Consider the following 19,216-nt stretch of genomic DNA (forward strand, 5'->3'; position numbering starts at 1 on the left):
CTTTGTGTTCCGCATCATTTTCGTCGTTTTTTTGACGTGAGTCATAAGGCGTCAGCAGAGGATGTGACACATTCCGCCTTCAAACCGTTTCAATTTACCTTTTGTAGAGCCAGTGTTTTGACTAATGGAATGCAGTTGTTGGCGATTTCCGGCCTGAGCGTCGAGAGCAGCCAGCTTCATCAACAAGGACTGTACTGGTTAGCCTGTGACGCCGCCGAAGACGCCTCCTTGCTATGCCGCCAGGTGGTCGAAGGCATGCCCGATAATGCCAGGGCAGCACTGATCGCCGATGCGCAAGCCATGGATGACGTGCTGGGTGCGCTCGGCGCAACGCGCGGCCCGGCCGAGCTCGCGTTGTATGAGGCCAACTCGCAAGCCACCCGTTATCTGGTTGAAGACCTGCCTCGTCTTGATGCCCGTGGGCGTGTGCTGGTGCTGCTGGCACCGGCACACGCCTGGGCGGATACCGAAGTCGAGCACTGGTGCAATGCGCTGCGCCCGGCGTTGTTGGCTGAAGCGGCGTTGCTGCTGGTCGTCAGTGGGGGGCAGAGCACCGCCTTGGTCGAGCGCCTGCGCGTTTTCAACCAGTGCCTCGACGGCCTGGGGCAGGTGTACCGTGGCAAAGGTGGGGTGCGCTACCTGCAGCATTTCTGGAGCAACCCGCTTGGCAAAACCGCCACCCGGGACATGGAGCTGACTCGGCTGAGCGCGGGCTTTGCCGTTGCTGCCACGCATGAGGCACCCAGCGACACCGGTGGTGACGAGTTGCTGTGCCTGGCCCAGCGCCCGGTACTGGAAGGCGCGCCAGCCTTCTCCGAACACTGGCAGGTCTGCGAAAGCTTTGAGGAACTGGGGGGCAAAGCCAGCCGTGCGGTGTCTGCCACGGTGATCTTTGCCATGGACGGTGGGCAGCGTCTGGATAGCCTGGCGCGCCAGTTGCACCACCTGCGGCAGTCGCGTGGCAACGCCTTGAAGCTGGTGGTGCGCGAAATGGCGCCGACCCTGCGTTACCAAGACGAACAGTTGCTGCTGGCTTGTGGTGCCAGCCAGATCGTGCCGTTCGGTGCCAGCTTGTCACGCTTCCTGACCATGGTGGAGAGCATCCAGGGTTACGTCTGGCGTCGACACCTGCCAACCGACTTCGATGCCTTGCTGGCACGCCTGCGGCCGCTGGCCATCTGCGGGTTGGTAGCGCCACGGGCGTTCGCCGAGGCTGTGCAAAGCATGTGGCACGGGGTGCGCAACGGCGAAATCGTCCACCAGTTGCTGGTGTTGCGTCCGGCGCCCGGCCTGACCCCGCTGCAGGCTTGCTCGCGTACGGTATTCCGCCGTGATGGCGACATTGCCTGCGTGGTTGGCGAGGTGCTGTTCCTGTTCCTGTTCGCTTGCCGCTCGGAAGGGGTCGAGCAGGCGCTTGACCACATCTTCCAGCTGTCATGGAAAGAGCTGTTCATCAGCCAGGAGGTGCTTGCCGGTGTCGACAGCCTGGCCACTCCGGCTTTCCTCGACCGCAACCTACCGCAGCCACCCCGCAGCGACATGGCGGCGCAGTTGCCTGCACAGGCATGGTCGGCACTGGCACCGCGCAAGGTTGGCCTGGCCAAGCGGGGTGGCGCATGAACTTCGTGCAACTGCTGCAGGTGGTCGGCATTACCGCACTCGTCACGCTGGGCCTGGCCTTGTTGCTCGTGCACCTGTGTTCGGCATTACGTGACGGGTTGCGCCGTCGCCTTCCCCCCCGTTACCTGAAACCGCTGGGCGTACGCCGCCGCGCTGCACACCAGGAACCCCAGAATGACTAATACCACCATCACCCTCCCGGTACTGGCCCGCTGGCCTGGACTGGGAGGGTGGAACCTCTATTTTTTTGCAAAGTTTCTGCTGGTCGCACTTGGCATGCTCGACTTCCAGGCGCTGCCGAACCTGTTGTTTGCTGCGTTTCTGCTTATCCCTTTGCCGGGCCAGTGGCTGCGTATTGCCCGGCAACTGCTGGCGGTGCCAATCGGTATCGCGCTTTTCTACCAGGACACCTGGCTGCCACCCTTCAGCCGCTTGCTGGCGCAGCCGGGGGTGCTGGACTTCTCGTGGGACTATCTGCTCGAGCTGCTGGGCCGCTTCATCAACTGGAACCTGCTGGGGGCGCTGGCAATGTTGCTGGTGGGTTACCTGTACCTACGCCATTGGCTGCGCCTGAGCACCCTGAGCCTGCTGGGGTTGGCATGGCTGTCGGTCGGCGGCTTGCCGTTGCTGGGTGCAAGCCAGGCGCCCGGCGTGGCGGCGCGCACCGCAGCCGAACCCGCGCCTGCCACTGCAGTAGCCGACAATGCCACGCTCGACAGCTGGCTTGAGCGCTTCTTCGCCAGTGAGCGCGAGCGGGTGACGGCATTCCCTGCCGTTAATGCCGATGAGCAACCGTTCGACCTGCTGGTAATCAACATCTGCTCGCTGGCCTGGGATGATCTGTCTGCCGTGGGGCTGCGGGACAACCCGCTGTTGTCGCGCATGGACGTGATCTTCGACCAGTTCAACTCGGCGACCTCCTACAGCGGCCCGGCCGCCATCCGTGTGCTGCGTGCCAGCTGCGGACAGTCGTCGCACGCTGGCCTGTACCAACCGGCTCCGGAGCAGTGCCTGTTGTTCCAGAACCTGGCCCGGCTGGGTTTCCAGAGCAACACCTTGCTCAACCACAGCGGCCGGTTCGACAACTTCATCGGCGACATTACCCAGCAGCACATGCCGCAACCCGGCATGCGCAATACCGACTTTCCACGGGCGCTGGTGGGCTTCGACGGTTCGCCGATTGCCAGTGACCTGGATGTCCTGCGCCGTTGGTGGGGGCAACGCAAAGGCACCCCGGACGAGCATGTGTCACTGTTCTACAACAGCATCAGCCTGCATGACGGCAACCGTATCGTCACTGCCGACGGCGGTACCCGCGTGGCCGACTATGCCACCCGCGCCAATCGCCTGTTTGGCGAGCTTGGCACCTTCCTTGACGAACTGGAGCGCAGTGGCCGCCGGGTAGTGGTGGCCATTGTCCCTGAGCATGGGGCCGCGTTGCATGGTGACCGTATGCAGTTGTCTGGCATGCGCGAAATTCCCACGCCGTCGATTACCCATGTGCCGGTCGGCCTGAAGTTCATCGGCATGGGCCAGCCTGCCCGCAACGAGCCGCTGCGGGTCACTGCTGCCACCAGCTACCTGGCGCTGTCCGAGCTGATCTCGCGTGTGTATGCGGGCCTCGGCCAGCAGCAGGTGCTGGATGTGCCCGGCCTGCTGACCGACCTGCCAACCACCGAGCAGGTTGCCGAAACCTCTGGTGCACAGGTGCTGAATTACCAGGGGCGTGCCTACATGCGCCTGCAAGGCCAGCCTGACTGGCAGCCCATCCCCAAGGAGCGCCCATGATCACTGGCAAGTCAGACCCGTCCGACCGTAGCGACGATATTGCCCAGTTGCGTCAGCACCTGGACATGCCAGAGCTGAACTACCAGGACATCTCGATGCTGGTGGGCGTTCAGCAGGCCCTGCAGCGCTGGCCATTGCTGGGTGAAAGCTGCAAGGCCAGCAGCGACGAAGCGCTGTACGCAGCTGTCACCCTGCGCGAGAGGGTCGCGCCATGACCAGCCTGGCATTGCATGGGGTACGCGGAGGCCTGGGGCGCAGCGCCTTGCTGGCTGCATTGGGCTACGCGCTGCAGGGCGTGGGCGAGCGGGTGCTGCTGATTGACCTGTGCCCAAGCAACTTGCTCGGGCTGCACTTCAACCTGCCGCTGGATACGTCCGAGGGCTGGGCGCTGGCCGAGCGGGAAGGGCGGCCGTTCAGTGATGCCGTGTACGAGGTGCTCGATGGCCTGTGCCTGCTGCCGTACGGCAACCTGCCTGGCGGTGCGCAGCACCGTGTGCCCGATGCGCAGTCATGGCGCGCTCGCCAGGTCGAGCTGGCCGAGCATTTCGACTGGCTGTTGTACGACCTGCCGCAACTGCCGGGCGATACCACCGGCAATGGCATCGAGACTGATGTACGGGTACTGGTGGCAGAAGCCGAAATGGCCAGCCACCTGCTGCTCGGGCGACGCCCGCTCGAGCACTTCGACATGCTGCTGGTCAACCGCTACGACCCGGCCAGCCGCTTGCAGAGCGACCTGTTGATGGTGTGGCGTGACCTGTTTCGTGATCGATTGCCGATCCAGGTGGTCCATCGCGACGAAGCCTTCCTCGAAGCGCTGGCGTACAAGGCTCCCCTGGGTCTTTACGCACCGCAGAGCCTGGCCTGCCGGGATGTGCAAAGCCTGGCGGTGCGCTGTCTGACGAGGCGCCAGCCGTGACCCTGACCCCTCTGTCGGCCTATACCTGGTTCACTGTCCGTGGCGCGCGTCTGCCGGTCGCGTGGCTGTTCACCCTCGGCGTGTGGTTGGCCTTCCTGTTTCTGCGCCTGGAGTCACCCGCCTGGCAGGCGCTGCTGGCCGAGCGCCAACGCCTGTACCCGCAGCTGGCGGGCAAGCGCCCAACCCTGGGTGACCCGCTGCGTCTGTTGATCCAGAGCCTGTGGTTGTTGCTGCGGCGCCAACCGCAGGCACGTACAGCAGGGCCTGGCCGCCGCGCGTTGGGCGCGGTGCGCATGCACCTGCGGGCGGCAGGCGGGGTGGCGCGCCACTACCGCGGCCTGCTGATCGATGCATTGCAACAGGTACCCGCGCGCTACCGCGCCAGTGCTTTCAAGCACCAGGCCTCGGCACGCCTGCGCGGCCTGAGCGTGTTTGCCCGGCGGGCGTTCTATAGCGTGCTGACGGTATTCGCCCTCAGCCTCGCCCTGCTGTGCGTGACGGAACCGTTCGGCTATCTGGCGCAACTGATGTTCATCTGCCTGCTGCTGGTCATCGCCCTGCTGGTGCGACACATGCCGGGGCGTTTCCCGACCCTGATGCTGATCGTGCTGTCGACCATCATCTCGTGCCGCTATCTGTGGTGGCGCTACACCTCGACCCTGAACTGGAACGACACCACCGACTTGGTATTCGGGGTGATCCTGTTGGCGGCAGAAACCTATTCGTGGTTCGTGCTGATCCTGGGTTACATCCAGACCAGCTGGCCATTGCAGCGCAAGCCGGCAAACCTCCCGGCCAACGTCAGGCACTGGCCAACCGTCGATTTGCTGATCCCTACCTACAACGAAGACCTGTCAGTGGTGCGCACCACGGTAATGGCCGCGCTGGGCCTGGACTGGCCACGCGAGTGCCTGCGCATCTATATCCTCGATGATGGCCGCCGCGACGCGTTTCGTGCCTTTGCCGACGAAGTCGGGGTAGGGTATATCGTGCGGCCCGACAGCAAGCATGCCAAGGCCGGCAACCTCAACCATGCGCTGGGCGTCACCGACAGCGAGTTGATCGCCATCTTCGATTGCGACCATGTGCCGGTGCGCTCCTTCCTGCAACTGACCGTGGGCTGGTTCCTCAAGGACGCTAAACTGGCGCTGGTGCAGACACCGCACCATTTCTTCTCGCCTGACCCGTTCGAGCGCAATCTCGGCTCGTTCCGCCGCCGCCCCAACGAAGGGGAGCTGTTCTACGGCCTGATCCAGGACGGCAACGATATGTGGAACGCGGCGTTTTTCTGCGGCTCGTGTGCTGTGCTGCGCCGCACTGCGCTGGAAAGCATCGGTGGTTTTGCCGTCGAGACCGTGACCGAAGATGCCCACACCGCCCTGCGCCTGCATCGCCAAGGGTGGACGTCAGCCTACCTGAGCATTCCGCAGGCTGCGGGCCTGGCCACTGAAAGCCTGTCGGCGCACATCGGCCAGCGCATTCGCTGGGCCCGTGGGATGGTGCAGATCTTCCGCACCGACAACCCGCTGTTCGGGCGTGGCCTTAGCCTGTTCCAGCGGGTGTGCTACGCCAACGCGATGCTGCACTTCCTGGCCGGCCTGCCGCGGCTGGTGTTCCTGACGGCGCCACTGGCGTTCCTGTTGCTGCATGCCTACATCATCTACGCACCGGCATTGATGATTCTGCTGTACGTGCTGCCACACATGATCCACGCCAGCCTGACCAACTCGCGCATGCAGGGCAAGTACCGACAAACCTTCTGGGGCGAGGTCTACGAGACCGTACTGGCCTGGTACATCGCCCGCCCGACCACGGTGGCGCTGTTCGCGCCGAAAAAAGGCACGTTCAACGTCACCGCCAAGGGCGGCCTGATGGAGCAGGAACAGTTCGACTGGCGTATCGCCCAGCCTTACCTGTGGCTGGCGGCGCTCAACGTGGTGGGTCTGGGCTTTGCGGTGTGGCGCCTGGTCACTGGCCCAACGGCAGAAATCGGCACGGTGATCGTCAGCTCGCTGTGGGTGATCTACAACCTGCTGATCATCGGTGCCGCAGTTGCGGTGGCCGCCGAAGTGCGCCAGGTGCGCCGCGCCCATCGGGTGCAGATGCGCTTGCCGGCGGGGCTGATGCTGGCCAGCGGTCATGCCTACCCCTGCACCCTGGTCGACTACTCCGACGGCGGTATCGGCCTGCAGGTACAGCCCGGTCTGGAGTTGAAACCGGGGGAGCAGGTACGCCTGCTGCTCAACCGCGGCCAGCGCGAGTTCGCCTTCCAGGCGTGCGTCACCCGTACCGTCGGGCAACACGTGGGCCTGGTGTTCCGCGACCTCGCCCTGCAGCAGCGTATCGACCTGGTCCACTGCACCTTTGCCCGCGCCGATGCCTGGCTTGGCTGGAACGAGCAGCACGAGGTCGAGCGCCCGCTGCGCAGCCTGATCGATGTGTTGAAGCTGGGTGGCGTCGGTTACGTGCGCCTGGTCGAGCACATGCCGCCATGGCTGCGGGCGTGGTTGCGCCCGTTGCGTTCGCTGGCGCTGTGGCTGGCCAGCTACTGGCCCCGCACACCGCGGGCAATCCCTTCCATGAACCCTGTTGATCGAGACGCATGATGACTGGTTATCCCGCGCGTACCTGGGGCCTGGCGATGGCGCTGTTTACCGCCTTGTCGCAGAGCGCCGCTGCTGCTTCTGTAGCTCCGCTTGCCGAGCCTGCGGTACCCACACCCACGGTACCAAACTGGCAGGTTGCGAAAACCTTCGAGCAGCTTGGACATGCGTCCGACAGCCTGCTGCTGGGGGTACGCAACAGCGAGCATATTGAGTTCGGCCTGCGTCGCGATCGCCTGGCCACCGATGCCAGCTTGCAACTGGACTACACGCCTTCGCCAGCCTTGCTGCCGAACCTGTCGCACTTGCGCGTCTACCTCAACGACGAGCTGATGGGCGTAGTTCCGGTGGAAAAAGAGCAGTTGGGCCAGCGTGTGCGTCGCCAGCTGCCGTTGGACCCGAAACTGCTCGGCGACTTCAACCGGGTACGTCTGGAGTTTGTCGGGCACTATACCGATGTCTGCGAAGACCCGGCGCACAGCGGCCTGTGGCTTAACCTTAACCGCAAGAGCCAGGTACAGTTGCACGAGCAGGCGCTGGTGCTGGAAAACGACCTGGCGTACTTCCCGTTGCCGTTCTTCGATACCCGCGACACCGGCAAGGTAGTGCTGCCGGTGGTGTTCAGCGGCGTGCCGAGCCTGGGCGAGCAGCGTGCGGCGGCAATCCTGGCATCCTACTTCGGCAGCCAGGCCGGTTGGCGCAAGGCCAGCTTCCCTGTGCTGTACAACCACCTGCCGGCCCGTGGCGAAAAACCTGCACCGAGCATCGTGTTTGCCAGCAACGACCGTCGCCCGGCGTTCCTCGCCGATCTGCAGCAGTTCCCGCCAGTCGACGGCCCCGTGCTGCAGGTGATCGATCACCCGGACGACCGCTTCAGCAAAGTGCTGCTGGTGCTGGGCCGTAACGACGACGACCTGATCAAGGCCGCCTCGGCGCTGGCGGTCGGCAACAATCTGTTCCGCGGCGCGCGCGTCAAAGTGGAGCAGATGACCGCGCTGCAACCGCGTCAGCCCTACGATGCGCCGAACTGGACGCGCACCGACCGCCCGGTTCGATTTGCCGAGCTGCTGGATTACCCCGAGCAACTGCAAGTCAGCGGCCTGCAACCGCGGCCGGTGACACTGGAACTGAACCTGCCGCCCGACTTGTTCGTCTGGCGCAACCAGGGTATTCCGCTGCGCACCCTGTACCGCTATACGGCGCCAGCGGTGACCGACGAATCGCGCCTGAGCATCAGCGTCAACGATCAGTACATCACCAGCATGCCGCTGGTGGGCAATGACCGGCGCGGCGGTACCCTTGAAGAAATGCGCCTGGCAGTGCTGTCCGGTGACAACACTGCATTGACCGAGAACTCGCTGGTGCCGGCGCTGAAGATTGGCGACCGTAACCGCCTGCGCTTCGACTTCAGCTTTGCCAGTACCCTGGGCAGCGCCCAGCGCGATCGCTGCCAGACCTCGCTGCCGGTGGACGTGCGTGCAGCAATCGACGACAACTCCACCATCGACCTTTCCGGTTACCACCATTACATCGCCATGCCCGACCTGCGTGCATTCGCCCGCAGTGGCTTCCCGTTCAGCCGCATGGCCGACCTGTCCGAGACGCTGGTCATCATGCCGGCCAAACCTACGGCGATGCAGGTCGGCACTTTGCTCGACACGGTTGGCGGGTTGGCCGGACAGATCGGTTACCCGGCGCTTGGCCTGCAATTGATCGACGACTGGCAACAGGTCGCAGCGGCAGACGCCGACTTGCTGCTGATCGGCAGCCTGCCCGAGGCCCTGCGCGACGCGCCCGACCTTGGCCTGTTGCTCAGCGCCCAGCGTGACTGGTTGCTGCAGGGCCGCAGCGCATCGTTGCCCGGTGGCCAGCGTTTCGATACTGAGCCGGTGGCTGCAAGCAGCCGCGTGGCGGTCAGCGCCCAGGCGCCGATTGCGGCCATCACCGGGCTGAAGTCGCCGTTCCACGAGCAGCGCAGTGTTGTGGCCTTGCTGGCCAACAGCGACAGCGATTACGCATTGCTGCGCGACGTGCTTGGCGATGTAGGCAAGCTCGATGCGGTGGCGGGTTCGGTAACGCTGGTACGCAGCAGTGGCGTGAGCAGCCAGTTCGTCGGCGAGCACTACTTCGTGGGCGCGCTGCCGTGGTGGCTGCTGCTGTGGTTCCACTTGTCCGAGCACCCTGTGTTGCTGGCGGTGATCGCGGCTGTTTGCGTGGTGCTGTTCGCCTTCTTGTTGTGGCGGGCACTGCGCTGGGCAGGCAAGCGCCGCTTGGGTGAGGCGGGGTGATGATGCGTCAGATGCTGGTAGGGCTGGTCGCCTTAGGCCTGCCCGTCTTCGCCAATGCCGGGTCGGTTTGCCCATGGCCTGCCTGGGAGCGGTTCAAGGCCGAGCTGGTGAGTGTGGATGGGCGGGTCATCGACCCGAGTGACGAGCGCCTGATCACCACCTCGGAAGGGCAGAGTTACGCGCTGTTCTTCGCCCTGGTAGGTAACGACCGGCAAACCTTCGCGCAGTTGCTGCGTTGGACCAGCAACAACCTCGCCGAGGGTGACCTGGCCCGGCATCTGCCTGCCTGGCTGTGGGGCCGTGACGGGCAGCAGCAGTGGCAGGTGCTGGACGCCAACAACGCCAGCGATGCCGATCTGTGGATCGCCTACAGCCTGCTGGAAGCAGGGCGGTTGTGGGACCAGCCGGCCTACACGCAGCTGGGCCAGCACCTGCTGTGGCGTATCGCCGCGCAGACCGTGCGCAAGCTTCCAGGCCTTGGCGTGATGTTGCTGCCAGGTGACTACGGCTTCGAAGACGCCCAGGGTACCCGCCTGAACCCCAGCTACCTGCCGCTGCAGCTGCTCGACCGCTTCAGCGAGGTGGACCCCTTGTGGGGGGAGCTGGCGGCCAACACGCGGCGTTTGTGGTTGGCATCGTCGCCAAAGGGCTTTGCACCGGACTGGTTGCTGTGGACGCCGGCCGGAAAGCCAGCGGCAGACACGAAACATGGCAATGCCGGTGATTATGACGCCATTCGTGTGTACCTGTGGGTCGGCATGTTGGCCGAGGGGGCGGCGCAACGCCGCGAACTGGTCGCCCATTATGCGCCGATGGCGGCATTGACCCAGCGCCAGGGGCTACCTCCTGAGCACCTGGATGCACGTAGCGGTGAAGCCCGCGGCCATGGCCCGGCGGGTTTCTCTGCGGCCTTGCTGCCATTGCTTGCTGCCTCGCCAGAGCACGTGGCCGGCCTGGCGGCCCAGCGCCAGCGCTTGCGCGAACAACCGGTCGAGGCCAAGGCGTATTACAGCCAGGTGCTGGCGCTGTTCGGCCAGGGCTTCGACGAGGCCCGTTACCGTTTTGACCCGCACGGCCGCCTGTTGCCGGCCTGGAGTGCGCCATGCAGCGAATGATCGGCGTGTTGATGCTGGCGGCAATAACCTGCCAGGCAGATGCACAACCCAAGGATATCGATGAACAGCGCCAATGGCTGCTGGACCAGGTACGCCGCGGCGAAGCGCTGCACCGTGACGACCTGGTGCGCGATGCGCTGGGCCGTTTGCAGTTGCTTGAGCCGCGCAACCCGGAGGTATTGCTGGCGGCCTTGAGCCTGGCATTGCGCGAGAAGAACAGCAGTGAAGCCGAGCAGTTGAGTGCGCGGATCAGTGCCGTGGCGCCTGGCAGCCTGCAAGCACGTCAGGCCGCACGCCTGCTTGAACTTCAACAACCGGCGCCTGCGCGGCGCTTGCAGCAGGCGCGTCTGCTGGCGGTTACCGGCCGTAATGAAGAGGCGCTGGCGATGTACGAACAGTTGTTTGCCGGCGAACCACCCAGCCTTGAATTGGCCCTGGACTACTGGCGCGTGCGCGGCAACCTGCCAGGCCAACGCCCTGAGGCGATCCGCCAGTTGCAGCGGTTGGATCAGCAGTACCCGGGCAGTGCCGGGCTGCGCCAGACACTGGCCGGTTGGTTGTTCGCCGAAAAGCGTGACCGCGAGGCCTTGGCCCTGCTCGATCAGCTGGCGCGAGACCCCGGTGCACGGGATGCCGCTGCCCAGCGCGAGTTCGACTACCTGTCCGGGCAAGCCGTGAGTGCAACCAGCGCGGCAGCCTGGCAGGCCTTTCTTCAGCGTTACCCAGCTTCACCGTTGTTGGCACAGGCCAGCGAGACCTTGCAACAGCAGCGCAAGCTGCTGGCCGACCCGGCATGGCAGGCCGGTCAACGGGGTAAGGCATTGCTCGACAAGGGCCGTAATGCCGAAGCTGAAACGCAGCTGCGCCGCGCCCTGCGCCAGTACCCGGGCGATGCCAGCCTGCATGGGGCCCTGGGTTATGCGTTGATGCGCCAGGGCCGCCATGAAGACGCCCATGCGGCGTTCCGCGCGGCGAGCGCCAAGGAGCAGGACACCTACTGGATCAGCCAATGGAAGGACCTGGAGTCGTCCAGCCAGTATTGGGCCCTGCTGAAGAAAGCCGAGCAGGCCCTGGAGGCGAAAGACGTGCGCGGTGCGCGCGCACTTTACCGGCAGGCTCGCCAGCAACGGCCAAAGGATGAATACGCGTTGTTGGGCCTGGCAGATGTCTCGCTGGCCGAGGGCGATGTGGCGGCTGCCGAGCGGCAGTACCTGCAGGTACGGCGTATGGCGCCGGATAACGAAAGTGCCGTGCGCGGCTTGATGCGCGTTTACCAGGCGCAGTCGCCAGGCAAGGCGCAGGCGTACCTGGACAGCCTGCCACCACGGCAGCAGGCGCAGTTCGCCAGCCTGCGACGCAGCCTGGAACTTGCGCGCCTGCGCCAGCAAGGGGACGAAGCCCTGCAGCGCGAGGACTGGTCGACGGCCAGCCATGTGCTGGGCCAGGCTTCAGCCCTGGCTCCCGATGAGCCTTGGCTGGTGTATCAGCTGGCCAACAGTCTGCGTCACCAAGGGCGCACTGGCGAGGCCGACGCGGCATTTGCCAGGCTGGTGCAGCACCAGCCACGTGATCCGGCAACGCGCTATGCCCACGGCCTGTTCCTGGAGTCCAGCGACCGTGATGCCTTGGCTCTGGACAGTCTGAGAGCGGTACCTCAGGCGACCTGGAGCGCGGACATGCACGCGCTGGAGCAACGTGTTCAACGGCGTATGACCCTGGCCTCTGCGCAGCAGTTGCAGGCACAAGGCCGCGGTGCCGAGGCGACAGCCTTGCTTGAAGCCGGCCTGGCGCGTGGTGAAGGCAGCTCGGACGACTTGATGCTGTTGGCTGACTGGGCAGCCGCGCGTGGTGAACATGGCAAGGCGCGCAGCTATTACCAGCGTGTGCTGGTCGCGCAGCCTGGGCGTCCTGATGCACGCCTTGGGGTGATGGAAAGCGCCGTGGCCGAAGGCAACCTGCAGCAGGCCCGGCACATGCTGGGCGTGAAGGTGCCACAATTTGCCGCTGATGACGGCAACGCCCAGCGGCGCCTGGCGGCGCTGTGGACCGCGTTGGGCGAACACGATCAGGCGGCCAGGCTGCTTGACCGGATTGCCGCGCAGCAGACGCGACCCGATCCGTTGTTGCGACGCGACGCAGCCCGCCTGGTAGCGCAGGATGATCCTCAACGAGCATTGGACCTTTACGCGGCAGCGATGGCTGATGCGCAGTTGCTGGACCGTGCTGCCGTAGCGCCACGGGATGACCGTGCATTGACCCTGGCCAGCCGCGAGCGGGATGGCGACGACTGGCTGGCCCGCAGCCTGCGCAGTGATGTGGACGCCCTGTATCGCCAGCGCAATACCCATGTGACGCTGATGCATGACTACGGCTGGCGCGAGGATGACGGTACGCCCGGCACGTCGGAGCTGAGTACCCAGTCGACCTTGTTGCATGTCGACACCCCTTGGCAGGAGGGCACCGCGTTTGCGCGAGTAGAGCGCATTGGCATGGATGCGGGGTCGTTCGAGCCGAACGATCAGGGAAGCTACACCCCCGACTTCGGCAGCTGCCAGTTTGTTGGCCAGACCGCTGACGGCAAAACACTGCCCGCGTGCACGGGGGGATCGCAGACTGCAAACGGCAGCCTGTTGGCGTTGGGTTGGCAGGGCAGCCGCTGGGCGTTCGACCTGGGCACCACCCAGGGCTATGCAATCAACAACTGGCTGGGCGGCGCAACGGTCAACGGTGACCTCGGGCAGGTTGGGTGGTCGCTGACCGCCTCGCGCCGGCCGATGAGCAATTCATTGCTGTCGTTCGCCGGCGCACGCGACCGCCCGACGGGCGTGCGCTGGGGCGGGGTCACTGCCAATGGCGCCACGCTCGGCCTGAGCTGGGACCAAGGTGGCGACAACGGGGTGTGGGCCAGCCTGGGGCACCATTGGCTGTACGGCGAAAACGTGGCCGACAACCAGCGGACCCGGGCCATGGCCGGCTTTTACCACCGCGTGGTGGAAAAGGCCGACGAGCGTGTCCGTGTTGGCGTGACGCTGATGCACTGGCGCCATGACAAGGACCTGGGCGGCTACAGCCTGGGGCAGGGCGGTTACTACAGCCCGCAGCGCTACAGTTCGGTGGGCGTGCCGGTCAGTTATGCCTGGCGCAACTACGACTGGTCGCTGCTGCTGGAAGGTTCCGTCAGTTGGTCTCAGGCTCATAGTGGCAGTAGCCGCTTGTACCCGGACGCACACATCAACCGCAAGGTACTGGCAAATTATGGCGTCGATTCCAACATCGATGCGATGACCGAAGCCAGCGACAGCAGCGGGTTGGGCTACCGCCTGCGCGGTCTGTTCGAACGGCGCCTGAGTGACCAGTGGGTACTGGGCGGCGGCTTCGACTGGCAGCACAGCGATGACTATGCGCCTAGCCATGGCATGCTCTACCTGCGCTACCTGTTCGAACCGTGGCGAGGCAACCTGGCCCTGCCGGTGACACCGCTGGAGCCTTACAGCGAGTGGCGGTGACGGCAATCGCTGCATTGCAAGGGGCGCGCCTGCACGGGGCGATGCGGGCCAAGGGTTGACACCAGGCACGCCGCCCCACCATTATCCAGCCATACCTACGCAACGGGCTTGCCAGCATGTCCACATCCAACCACGCCATTTCCGCTTCGGGCTTCATCGCTCAGGCAGACGCGTGCGTTGCCGTTGCCAAGAAATCCAAGAAACAGCCGCTCATCTGACCGAGGCGCGCTGTCTCGTCAGGTGGGCTGACGAGACAGAAGGCGCCAGGTATCCCTGCCACCACTTCCACTCTTCGCCCTGCTGACGCTGACTTTCGGTCAACATCAGGAGTTTTTGCATGTCGAATTTCCGTGGTATCTGGATCGCCCTCGTCACGCCAATGCGCGCCAATGAAATCGACTTCCCAGGCCTGGAAAAGCTGGTGAAGAAGCTGCTCGAAGACGGTGTGGCCGGTTTTGTGGTGTGCGGTACCACGGGTGAGGCGGCGGCGTTGTCCAAGGCCGAGCAACTGGCAGTGCTGGATGCCGTGCTGGCCTGGGTGGAGCCTGGCAGGGTGGTGATGGGCCTGTCAGGTTACAACCTGGGTGAGTTGCTGGCCTTCCAGGCTGAAATCCAGCAGCGTGACATTGGCGGACTGCTGGTTCCCGCACCTTGCTACATCCGCCCTTCGCAGGCTGGCATCGAAGCCTTCTTCGCCACCGTGGCCGATGCCGCCAGCGTGCCAGTGATCGTGTACGACATTCCCTACCGCACTGGCGTACGCATGGAACGTGAAACCCTGCGCCGTATCGTGCGCCATCCACGCATTGCAGCGGTGAAAGACTGTGGCGGTGACAGCGAGACGACCATGGCCCTGATCGAGGACGGCCACGCCCAGGTGCTGGCCGGTGAAGACCTGCAGATCTTCAATAACCTGTGCCTGGGTGGGGCAGGGGCCATTTCAGCCTCCGCACATGTGCGCGCCGACCTTTACGTACGCATGGTGCAGCAGGTTGACAGCGGTGATTGGGCCGCCGCGCGGGGTACGTTCTACCAGTTGCTGCCCTGGATCAAAGTGGCCTTTGCCGAGCCCAACCCGGCCGTGGTCAAGGCGGCATTGCAGCTGCAAAGCCTGATTGCAGACGAGCTGCGCGAGCCCATGCAGGCGTGCACGAATACCACCCGAGACAAGTTGCAAAGCGTGCTGTGTTCACTCGGCGCCTGAAGCGGCAACGGTTGATGGCGGGTTGACAAGCCGCCACACCCGGCATATACCGTTGGTTGTCAGGAGCCGCGCATCAATGGCGATGTCGCAGCCTCCACCCCGAACCCAAAGAGCAAATGAGCTCTCTCCGCATGCGGAGAGGGCTTTTTTTCGTCCCTGAAAAATAACAACAAGAGGTGGTCAACATGCGTCATGGTGATATTTCCAGCAGCAATGACACCGTCGGCGTCGCCGTGGTCAACTATAAGATGCCGCGCCTGCATACCCGCGATGAAGTGCTCGAAAACGCCAGGAAAATCGCCGACATCATTGTCGGCATGAAGCAGGGGCTGCCGGGCATGGATCTGGTGATTTTTCCGGAGTACAGCCTGCAGGGCATCATGTATGACCCGGCCGAAATGATGGAAACCGCCGTGGCCATACCCGGCGTGGAAACCGAAGTGTTCGCCCAGGCCTGCCGCAAGGCCAATGTCTGGGGCGTGTTTTCGCTGACCGGCGAGCGCCATGAAGAGCACCCGCGCAAATCCCCCTATAACACGCTGGTGCTGATCGACAACAATGGCGAGATCGTGCAGAAGTACCGCAAGATCATCCCCTGGTGCCCGATCGAGGGTTGGTACCCGGGCGACCAGACCTACGTTGCCGATGGCCCCAAGGGCCTGAAAATCAGCATGATCATCTGCGATGACGGCAACTACCCGGAAATCTGGCGCGACTGTGCCATGAAAGGCGCCGAGCTGATCGTGCGCTGCCAGGGTTACATGTACCCGGCCAAGGACCAGCAGGTGCTGATGGCCAAGGCCATGGCGTGGGCTAACAACTGCTACGTTGCAGTGGCCAACGCCGCGGGCTTCGATGGTGTGTATTCCTACTTCGGTCACTCGGCAATCATCGGTTTCGATGGTCGTACACTCGGCGAGTGCGGTGAAGAGGAGATGGGTATCCAGTACGCCCAGCTGTCGATCTCGCAAATTCGCGATGCGCGGCAGAACGACCAGTCGCAAAACCACCTGTACAAGATCCTGCACCGTGGCTACAGCGGTATGCATTTGTCTGGCGACGGCGACCGCGGCATTGCCGAATGCCCATTCGAGTTCTACCGCACCTGGGTGCTGGATGCCGAGAAGGCCCGCGAGAACGTCGAGGCCCTGACCCGGCGCACCTCGGGGGTGGCGCAGTGCCCGGTCGGCAGCCTTCCCTACGATGCCAAGGAAAAGGAAGCCCGCTGACGGGGTTGCCCAGCGTGCCTGCGGGCACGCTGTTTCACAAAGCGAGGGGAAGACCATGCCGTTCTTGAACGACCTGCTGGAGCAGACGCGTCGCGATGCGTCCTCCAGTGCTGCACTGAGTGCCGAAAACTGCCACACCCGGGCAATCGTCGAGACCCACCTGCGCAGTGAAGACACCCTGGAGTCGCGTTTCCGCTTCGATGTCGCTGCCGTCATGCAGGTAGTACGCAACGAAGTGCTGGGCCAGGACGAAGCCTTGCAGGCCATCGAAGATGTGCTCACGGTGGTGCGTGCGGATATTCTCGACCCGCGCCGCCCGCTGTTCACGGCATTGTTCCTCGGCCCGACCGGGGTCGGCAAGACCGAGGTCGTGCGTGCCCTGGCCCGAGCCCTGCACGGTGATGCCGATGCCTTCTGCCGGGTCGACATGAACACGCTGGCCCAGGAACACTACGCCGCTGCTCTGACCGGCGCGCCACCGGGCTATGCTGGCGCCAAGGAAGGCCGCACGCTGTTTGACCAGGCGCTGCTGGACGGGAGCCAAGGGCGCCCTGGGATCGTGCTGTTCGATGAGCTGGAAAAGGCCAGCAAGGAGGTGTCCCAGGCGCTGCTCAATGTGTTCGACAATGGCCTGCTGCGCTTGGCCTCCGGTGAAAAGAGCTTCAATTTCCGTAACACACTGGTGTTCATGACCAGCAACCTGGCGGCAGACGAAATACGCCAGCACCGGCTGGGCCCGCTGACGCCGCTGCGGCGTCTGCTTGGCCTGCAGGCAGGGCGTCGCGAGCGTTTGCTGGGGCTGGTGCGGCGGCGCCTGGTGAAGCGTTTTTCTGCCGAGTTCGTCAACCGCATCGACAGCACTGTGGTGTTCAATGCCATCGAACAGGAGGTGAGCGAGCGCATCGTTGAACTGGAGGTGTCGCGCCTGAACCGGCGCCTTGCCAAGCATCACTGCCGCCTGCAGCTGGATGCGTCGGTGGTTGGCAAGCTGGCCAGCGAAGGCCATGACCTGGAGTTTGGCGCGCGTGCGCTCAAGCGCTTTATCCGCCATGAGCTGGAAGTGCCACTGGCCGAGTACCTGCTTGGTAACCGCATCCCATGCCAGGCAGAAGTGACGTGCATGACGGTGGCCGGCCACCTTGAGCGCGGGCGCATCCGTTTTTCGTTGCCGACATGACGGTTGTCACAGGATGGTGTGATGAGTAGACAAGACAGGCAATTGAAGGTGGGCTTGCTGTTCGCCGAAACCGGCGTTACCGCAGCCATTGAACGCTCGCAGCGCTTTGGCGCGCTGCTGGCGGTCGAACAGGTTAACCGCGAGGGGGGCGTACTTGGCGAACCGGTTCTGACCCTGGTCGGCGACCCCGGGGGCGACCCGGACCGTTATCGCAATCTGTGTGACGACTATGTGCGCAACCACGGTGTGCGCCTGATGCTCGGCTGCTACATGTCGCACACCCGCAAAGCCGTGATGCCCGTCATCGAGCGCGCCGATGGCTTGCTGTTCTATCCCACGCCCTATGAGGGCTTCGAGTACTCGCCCAATATCATCTACGGCGGGCCGGCACCTAACCAGAATAGCGCGCCACTGGCGGCATACCTGACACGTCATTACGGTGCCAGGGTCGCCTTCGTCGGTTCCGACTACATCTACCCGCGGGAAAGCAACCATGTCATGCGCCACCTGTACAAGCAGCATGGTGGCGAAGTGGTGGAAGAAGCCTACATGCCCCTGTACCCCTCGGCCGATGACCTGGCCCTGGTGGTCGAGCGGGTGGTGCGTTCTGCCCCTGACGTGGTGTTCTCGACCGTGGTCGGTACGGGGACGGCAAGCTTCTACCAAGCAATGGCGCAGCGCTATGGCAATGGCCCTCGGCCGCCGATCGCCAGCTTGACTACCAGCGAGGCAGAAATTGCCGAAATGGGGGCCGAGGCGGCCCGTGGCAACATCGTCGTGGCACCCTACTTCACCAGCGTCGAGTCACCGCAAAGCAACGCATTCGTCAGTCAGTGCCGTGCGTTCTTTCCGGCCGATGTGCGCATCACTGCCTGGGCCGAGGCGGCGTACTGCCAGATGCGCATGCTGTGCCAGGCGGTAAATGCCACCGGCAGCCTGGAGGTGGAGGTAATCCGCAATCACCTGTACCACGCGAGCATGGATAGCCCCCAGGGCAGGGTGCAGGTGGAGCAGCAGAACAACCACTCGCACCTGTTTTCACGTATCGGCGAGATCGATGCGCGCGGGCAGATCTGCATCAAATGGCAATCGCCTACGACCATCCGCCCTGACCCCTATGTGGTGGTTCACAACCTGGACGACTGGACCGTGAGCATGATGGGGGGCGGCCCCTCATGAGCACGTCGAACATCCTGAACACGCTGCGTGAACTGCACGTGGGCATCGTTTGTCCGCCCAGTGAAATCACTGATGCCCTGGTGTTGCAACTGATGCGTATCGGCTGCTCGGTGAAGCAGTGCTGGCCACCGCCCAAGGCGTTCGACACCCACACCGACCTGGTGTTTTGCGGGGTGTTCGAAGGCCGCCACCATGCCGAGCTGGGCAAGCTGCTGGCCCAGGGCGGCGTACGCCTGACCGCCATCGCCTTGGTGGAGTACGAGAGCCCGACCATTCTTTCGCAAATCCTGGAGCTGGGGTGTCACGGCGTGATGGTGCTGCCTCTGGACAACCACAAGGTACTTCCGGCGTTGGTGTGCGCCAGAAGCAACAGCGAAGCCCAGGCCCGCTTGATGCAGAAGAATGCCCAGTTGCAGGAGCGTCTGGAGCACCAGGCCGACATCAACAAGGCCAAGGTCCTGCTGATGGCGGCCCAGGGCTGGCAGGAGCCTGAAGCTCATGCCTACTTGTCGAAAGAAGCGATGAAACAGCGGCTGTCGATGCTGGAAATGGCAAGAAAAACCCTAAAACAATTCGAATGAGAAGAGG

The 19,216-nt window shown here is 64.0% G+C and carries 14 protein-coding genes; all 14 read left to right on the forward strand.

What is annotated here, in order from left to right; translation table 11 throughout:
• The first annotated feature begins 129 nt into the window (after nucleotides 1–129).
• The 14 genes from I8746_RS07605 (at nucleotide 130) to I8746_RS07670 (ending at nucleotide 19,209) form a co-directional block, all read left to right on the forward strand.
• The gene (locus I8746_RS07605) at nucleotides 130–1,620 is read left to right on the forward strand and encodes a BcsE family c-di-GMP-binding protein (RefSeq protein ID WP_221100460.1); all 1,491 of its coding nucleotides are present in this window, start codon (nucleotides 130–132) and stop codon (nucleotides 1,618–1,620) included.
• Nucleotides 1,617–1,802: a cellulose biosynthesis protein BcsF gene (gene bcsF / locus I8746_RS07610; RefSeq protein WP_088512734.1), complete on the forward strand. Its 186-nt coding sequence runs from the start codon at nucleotides 1,617–1,619 to the stop codon at nucleotides 1,800–1,802. Before I8746_RS07605 ends, bcsF begins: the two co-directional genes overlap by 4 nt.
• Nucleotides 1,795–3,408, forward strand: coding sequence for a cellulose biosynthesis protein BcsG (gene bcsG / locus I8746_RS07615; RefSeq protein ID WP_221100415.1), 1,614 nt, complete (start codon nucleotides 1,795–1,797; stop codon nucleotides 3,406–3,408). Before bcsF ends, bcsG begins: the two co-directional genes overlap by 8 nt.
• On the forward strand, nucleotides 3,405–3,623 hold the full coding sequence (bcsR, locus tag I8746_RS07620; protein WP_014859246.1) for a cellulose biosynthesis protein BcsR: 219 nt from the start codon (nucleotides 3,405–3,407) through the stop codon (nucleotides 3,621–3,623). The genes bcsG and bcsR overlap by 4 nt, the downstream gene beginning before the upstream one ends.
• Nucleotides 3,620–4,327, forward strand: a complete 708-nt coding sequence (gene bcsQ, locus I8746_RS07625; protein ID WP_012052046.1) for a cellulose biosynthesis protein BcsQ — start codon at nucleotides 3,620–3,622, stop codon at nucleotides 4,325–4,327. Before bcsR ends, bcsQ begins: the two co-directional genes overlap by 4 nt.
• Nucleotides 4,324–6,933, forward strand: coding sequence for a UDP-forming cellulose synthase catalytic subunit (gene bcsA, locus I8746_RS07630; RefSeq protein ID WP_221100416.1), 2,610 nt, complete (start codon nucleotides 4,324–4,326; stop codon nucleotides 6,931–6,933). Before bcsQ ends, bcsA begins: the two co-directional genes overlap by 4 nt.
• A complete protein-coding gene (gene bcsB, locus I8746_RS07635) occupies nucleotides 6,930–9,218 on the forward strand; it encodes a cellulose biosynthesis cyclic di-GMP-binding regulatory protein BcsB (RefSeq protein ID WP_014859244.1) in 2,289 nt (762 codons plus the stop codon). Before bcsA ends, bcsB begins: the two co-directional genes overlap by 4 nt.
• Complete coding sequence (gene bcsZ / locus I8746_RS07640) at nucleotides 9,218–10,333, forward strand: cellulose synthase complex periplasmic endoglucanase BcsZ (protein ID WP_014859243.1); 1,116 nt, start codon at nucleotides 9,218–9,220, stop codon at nucleotides 10,331–10,333. Before bcsB ends, bcsZ begins: the two co-directional genes overlap by 1 nt.
• Entirely contained in the window at nucleotides 10,321–13,839 is a 3,519-nt protein-coding gene (gene bcsC, locus I8746_RS07645; RefSeq protein ID WP_088512730.1) for a cellulose synthase complex outer membrane protein BcsC, read from the forward strand. Before bcsZ ends, bcsC begins: the two co-directional genes overlap by 13 nt.
• 337 nt (nucleotides 13,840–14,176) lie before the next feature.
• Nucleotides 14,177–15,043 (forward strand): 4-hydroxy-tetrahydrodipicolinate synthase, encoded by an 867-nt coding sequence (gene dapA / locus I8746_RS07650; protein ID WP_012052051.1) that lies wholly within the window; start codon nucleotides 14,177–14,179, stop codon nucleotides 15,041–15,043.
• A 185-nt stretch (nucleotides 15,044–15,228) separates the two neighbouring features.
• Nucleotides 15,229–16,272, forward strand: a complete 1,044-nt coding sequence (locus I8746_RS07655; protein WP_012052052.1) for an aliphatic amidase — start codon at nucleotides 15,229–15,231, stop codon at nucleotides 16,270–16,272.
• Between the two features lie 55 nt (nucleotides 16,273–16,327).
• On the forward strand, nucleotides 16,328–17,449 hold the full coding sequence (locus I8746_RS07660; RefSeq protein ID WP_221100417.1) for an AAA family ATPase: 1,122 nt from the start codon (nucleotides 16,328–16,330) through the stop codon (nucleotides 17,447–17,449).
• 21 nt (nucleotides 17,450–17,470) lie between these two features.
• Nucleotides 17,471–18,628, forward strand: a complete 1,158-nt coding sequence (locus I8746_RS07665; RefSeq protein ID WP_088512727.1) for a transporter substrate-binding domain-containing protein — start codon at nucleotides 17,471–17,473, stop codon at nucleotides 18,626–18,628.
• Complete coding sequence (locus tag I8746_RS07670; protein WP_012052055.1) at nucleotides 18,625–19,209, forward strand: ANTAR domain-containing response regulator; 585 nt, start codon at nucleotides 18,625–18,627, stop codon at nucleotides 19,207–19,209. Before I8746_RS07665 ends, I8746_RS07670 begins: the two co-directional genes overlap by 4 nt.
• The last annotated feature ends 7 nt before the right edge of the window (nucleotides 19,210–19,216 follow it).

Origin of the sequence: Pseudomonas sp. USTB-Z (assembly GCF_019691255.1) — a bacterium.
Classification (GTDB): domain Bacteria; phylum Pseudomonadota; class Gammaproteobacteria; order Pseudomonadales; family Pseudomonadaceae; genus Aquipseudomonas; species Aquipseudomonas alloputida.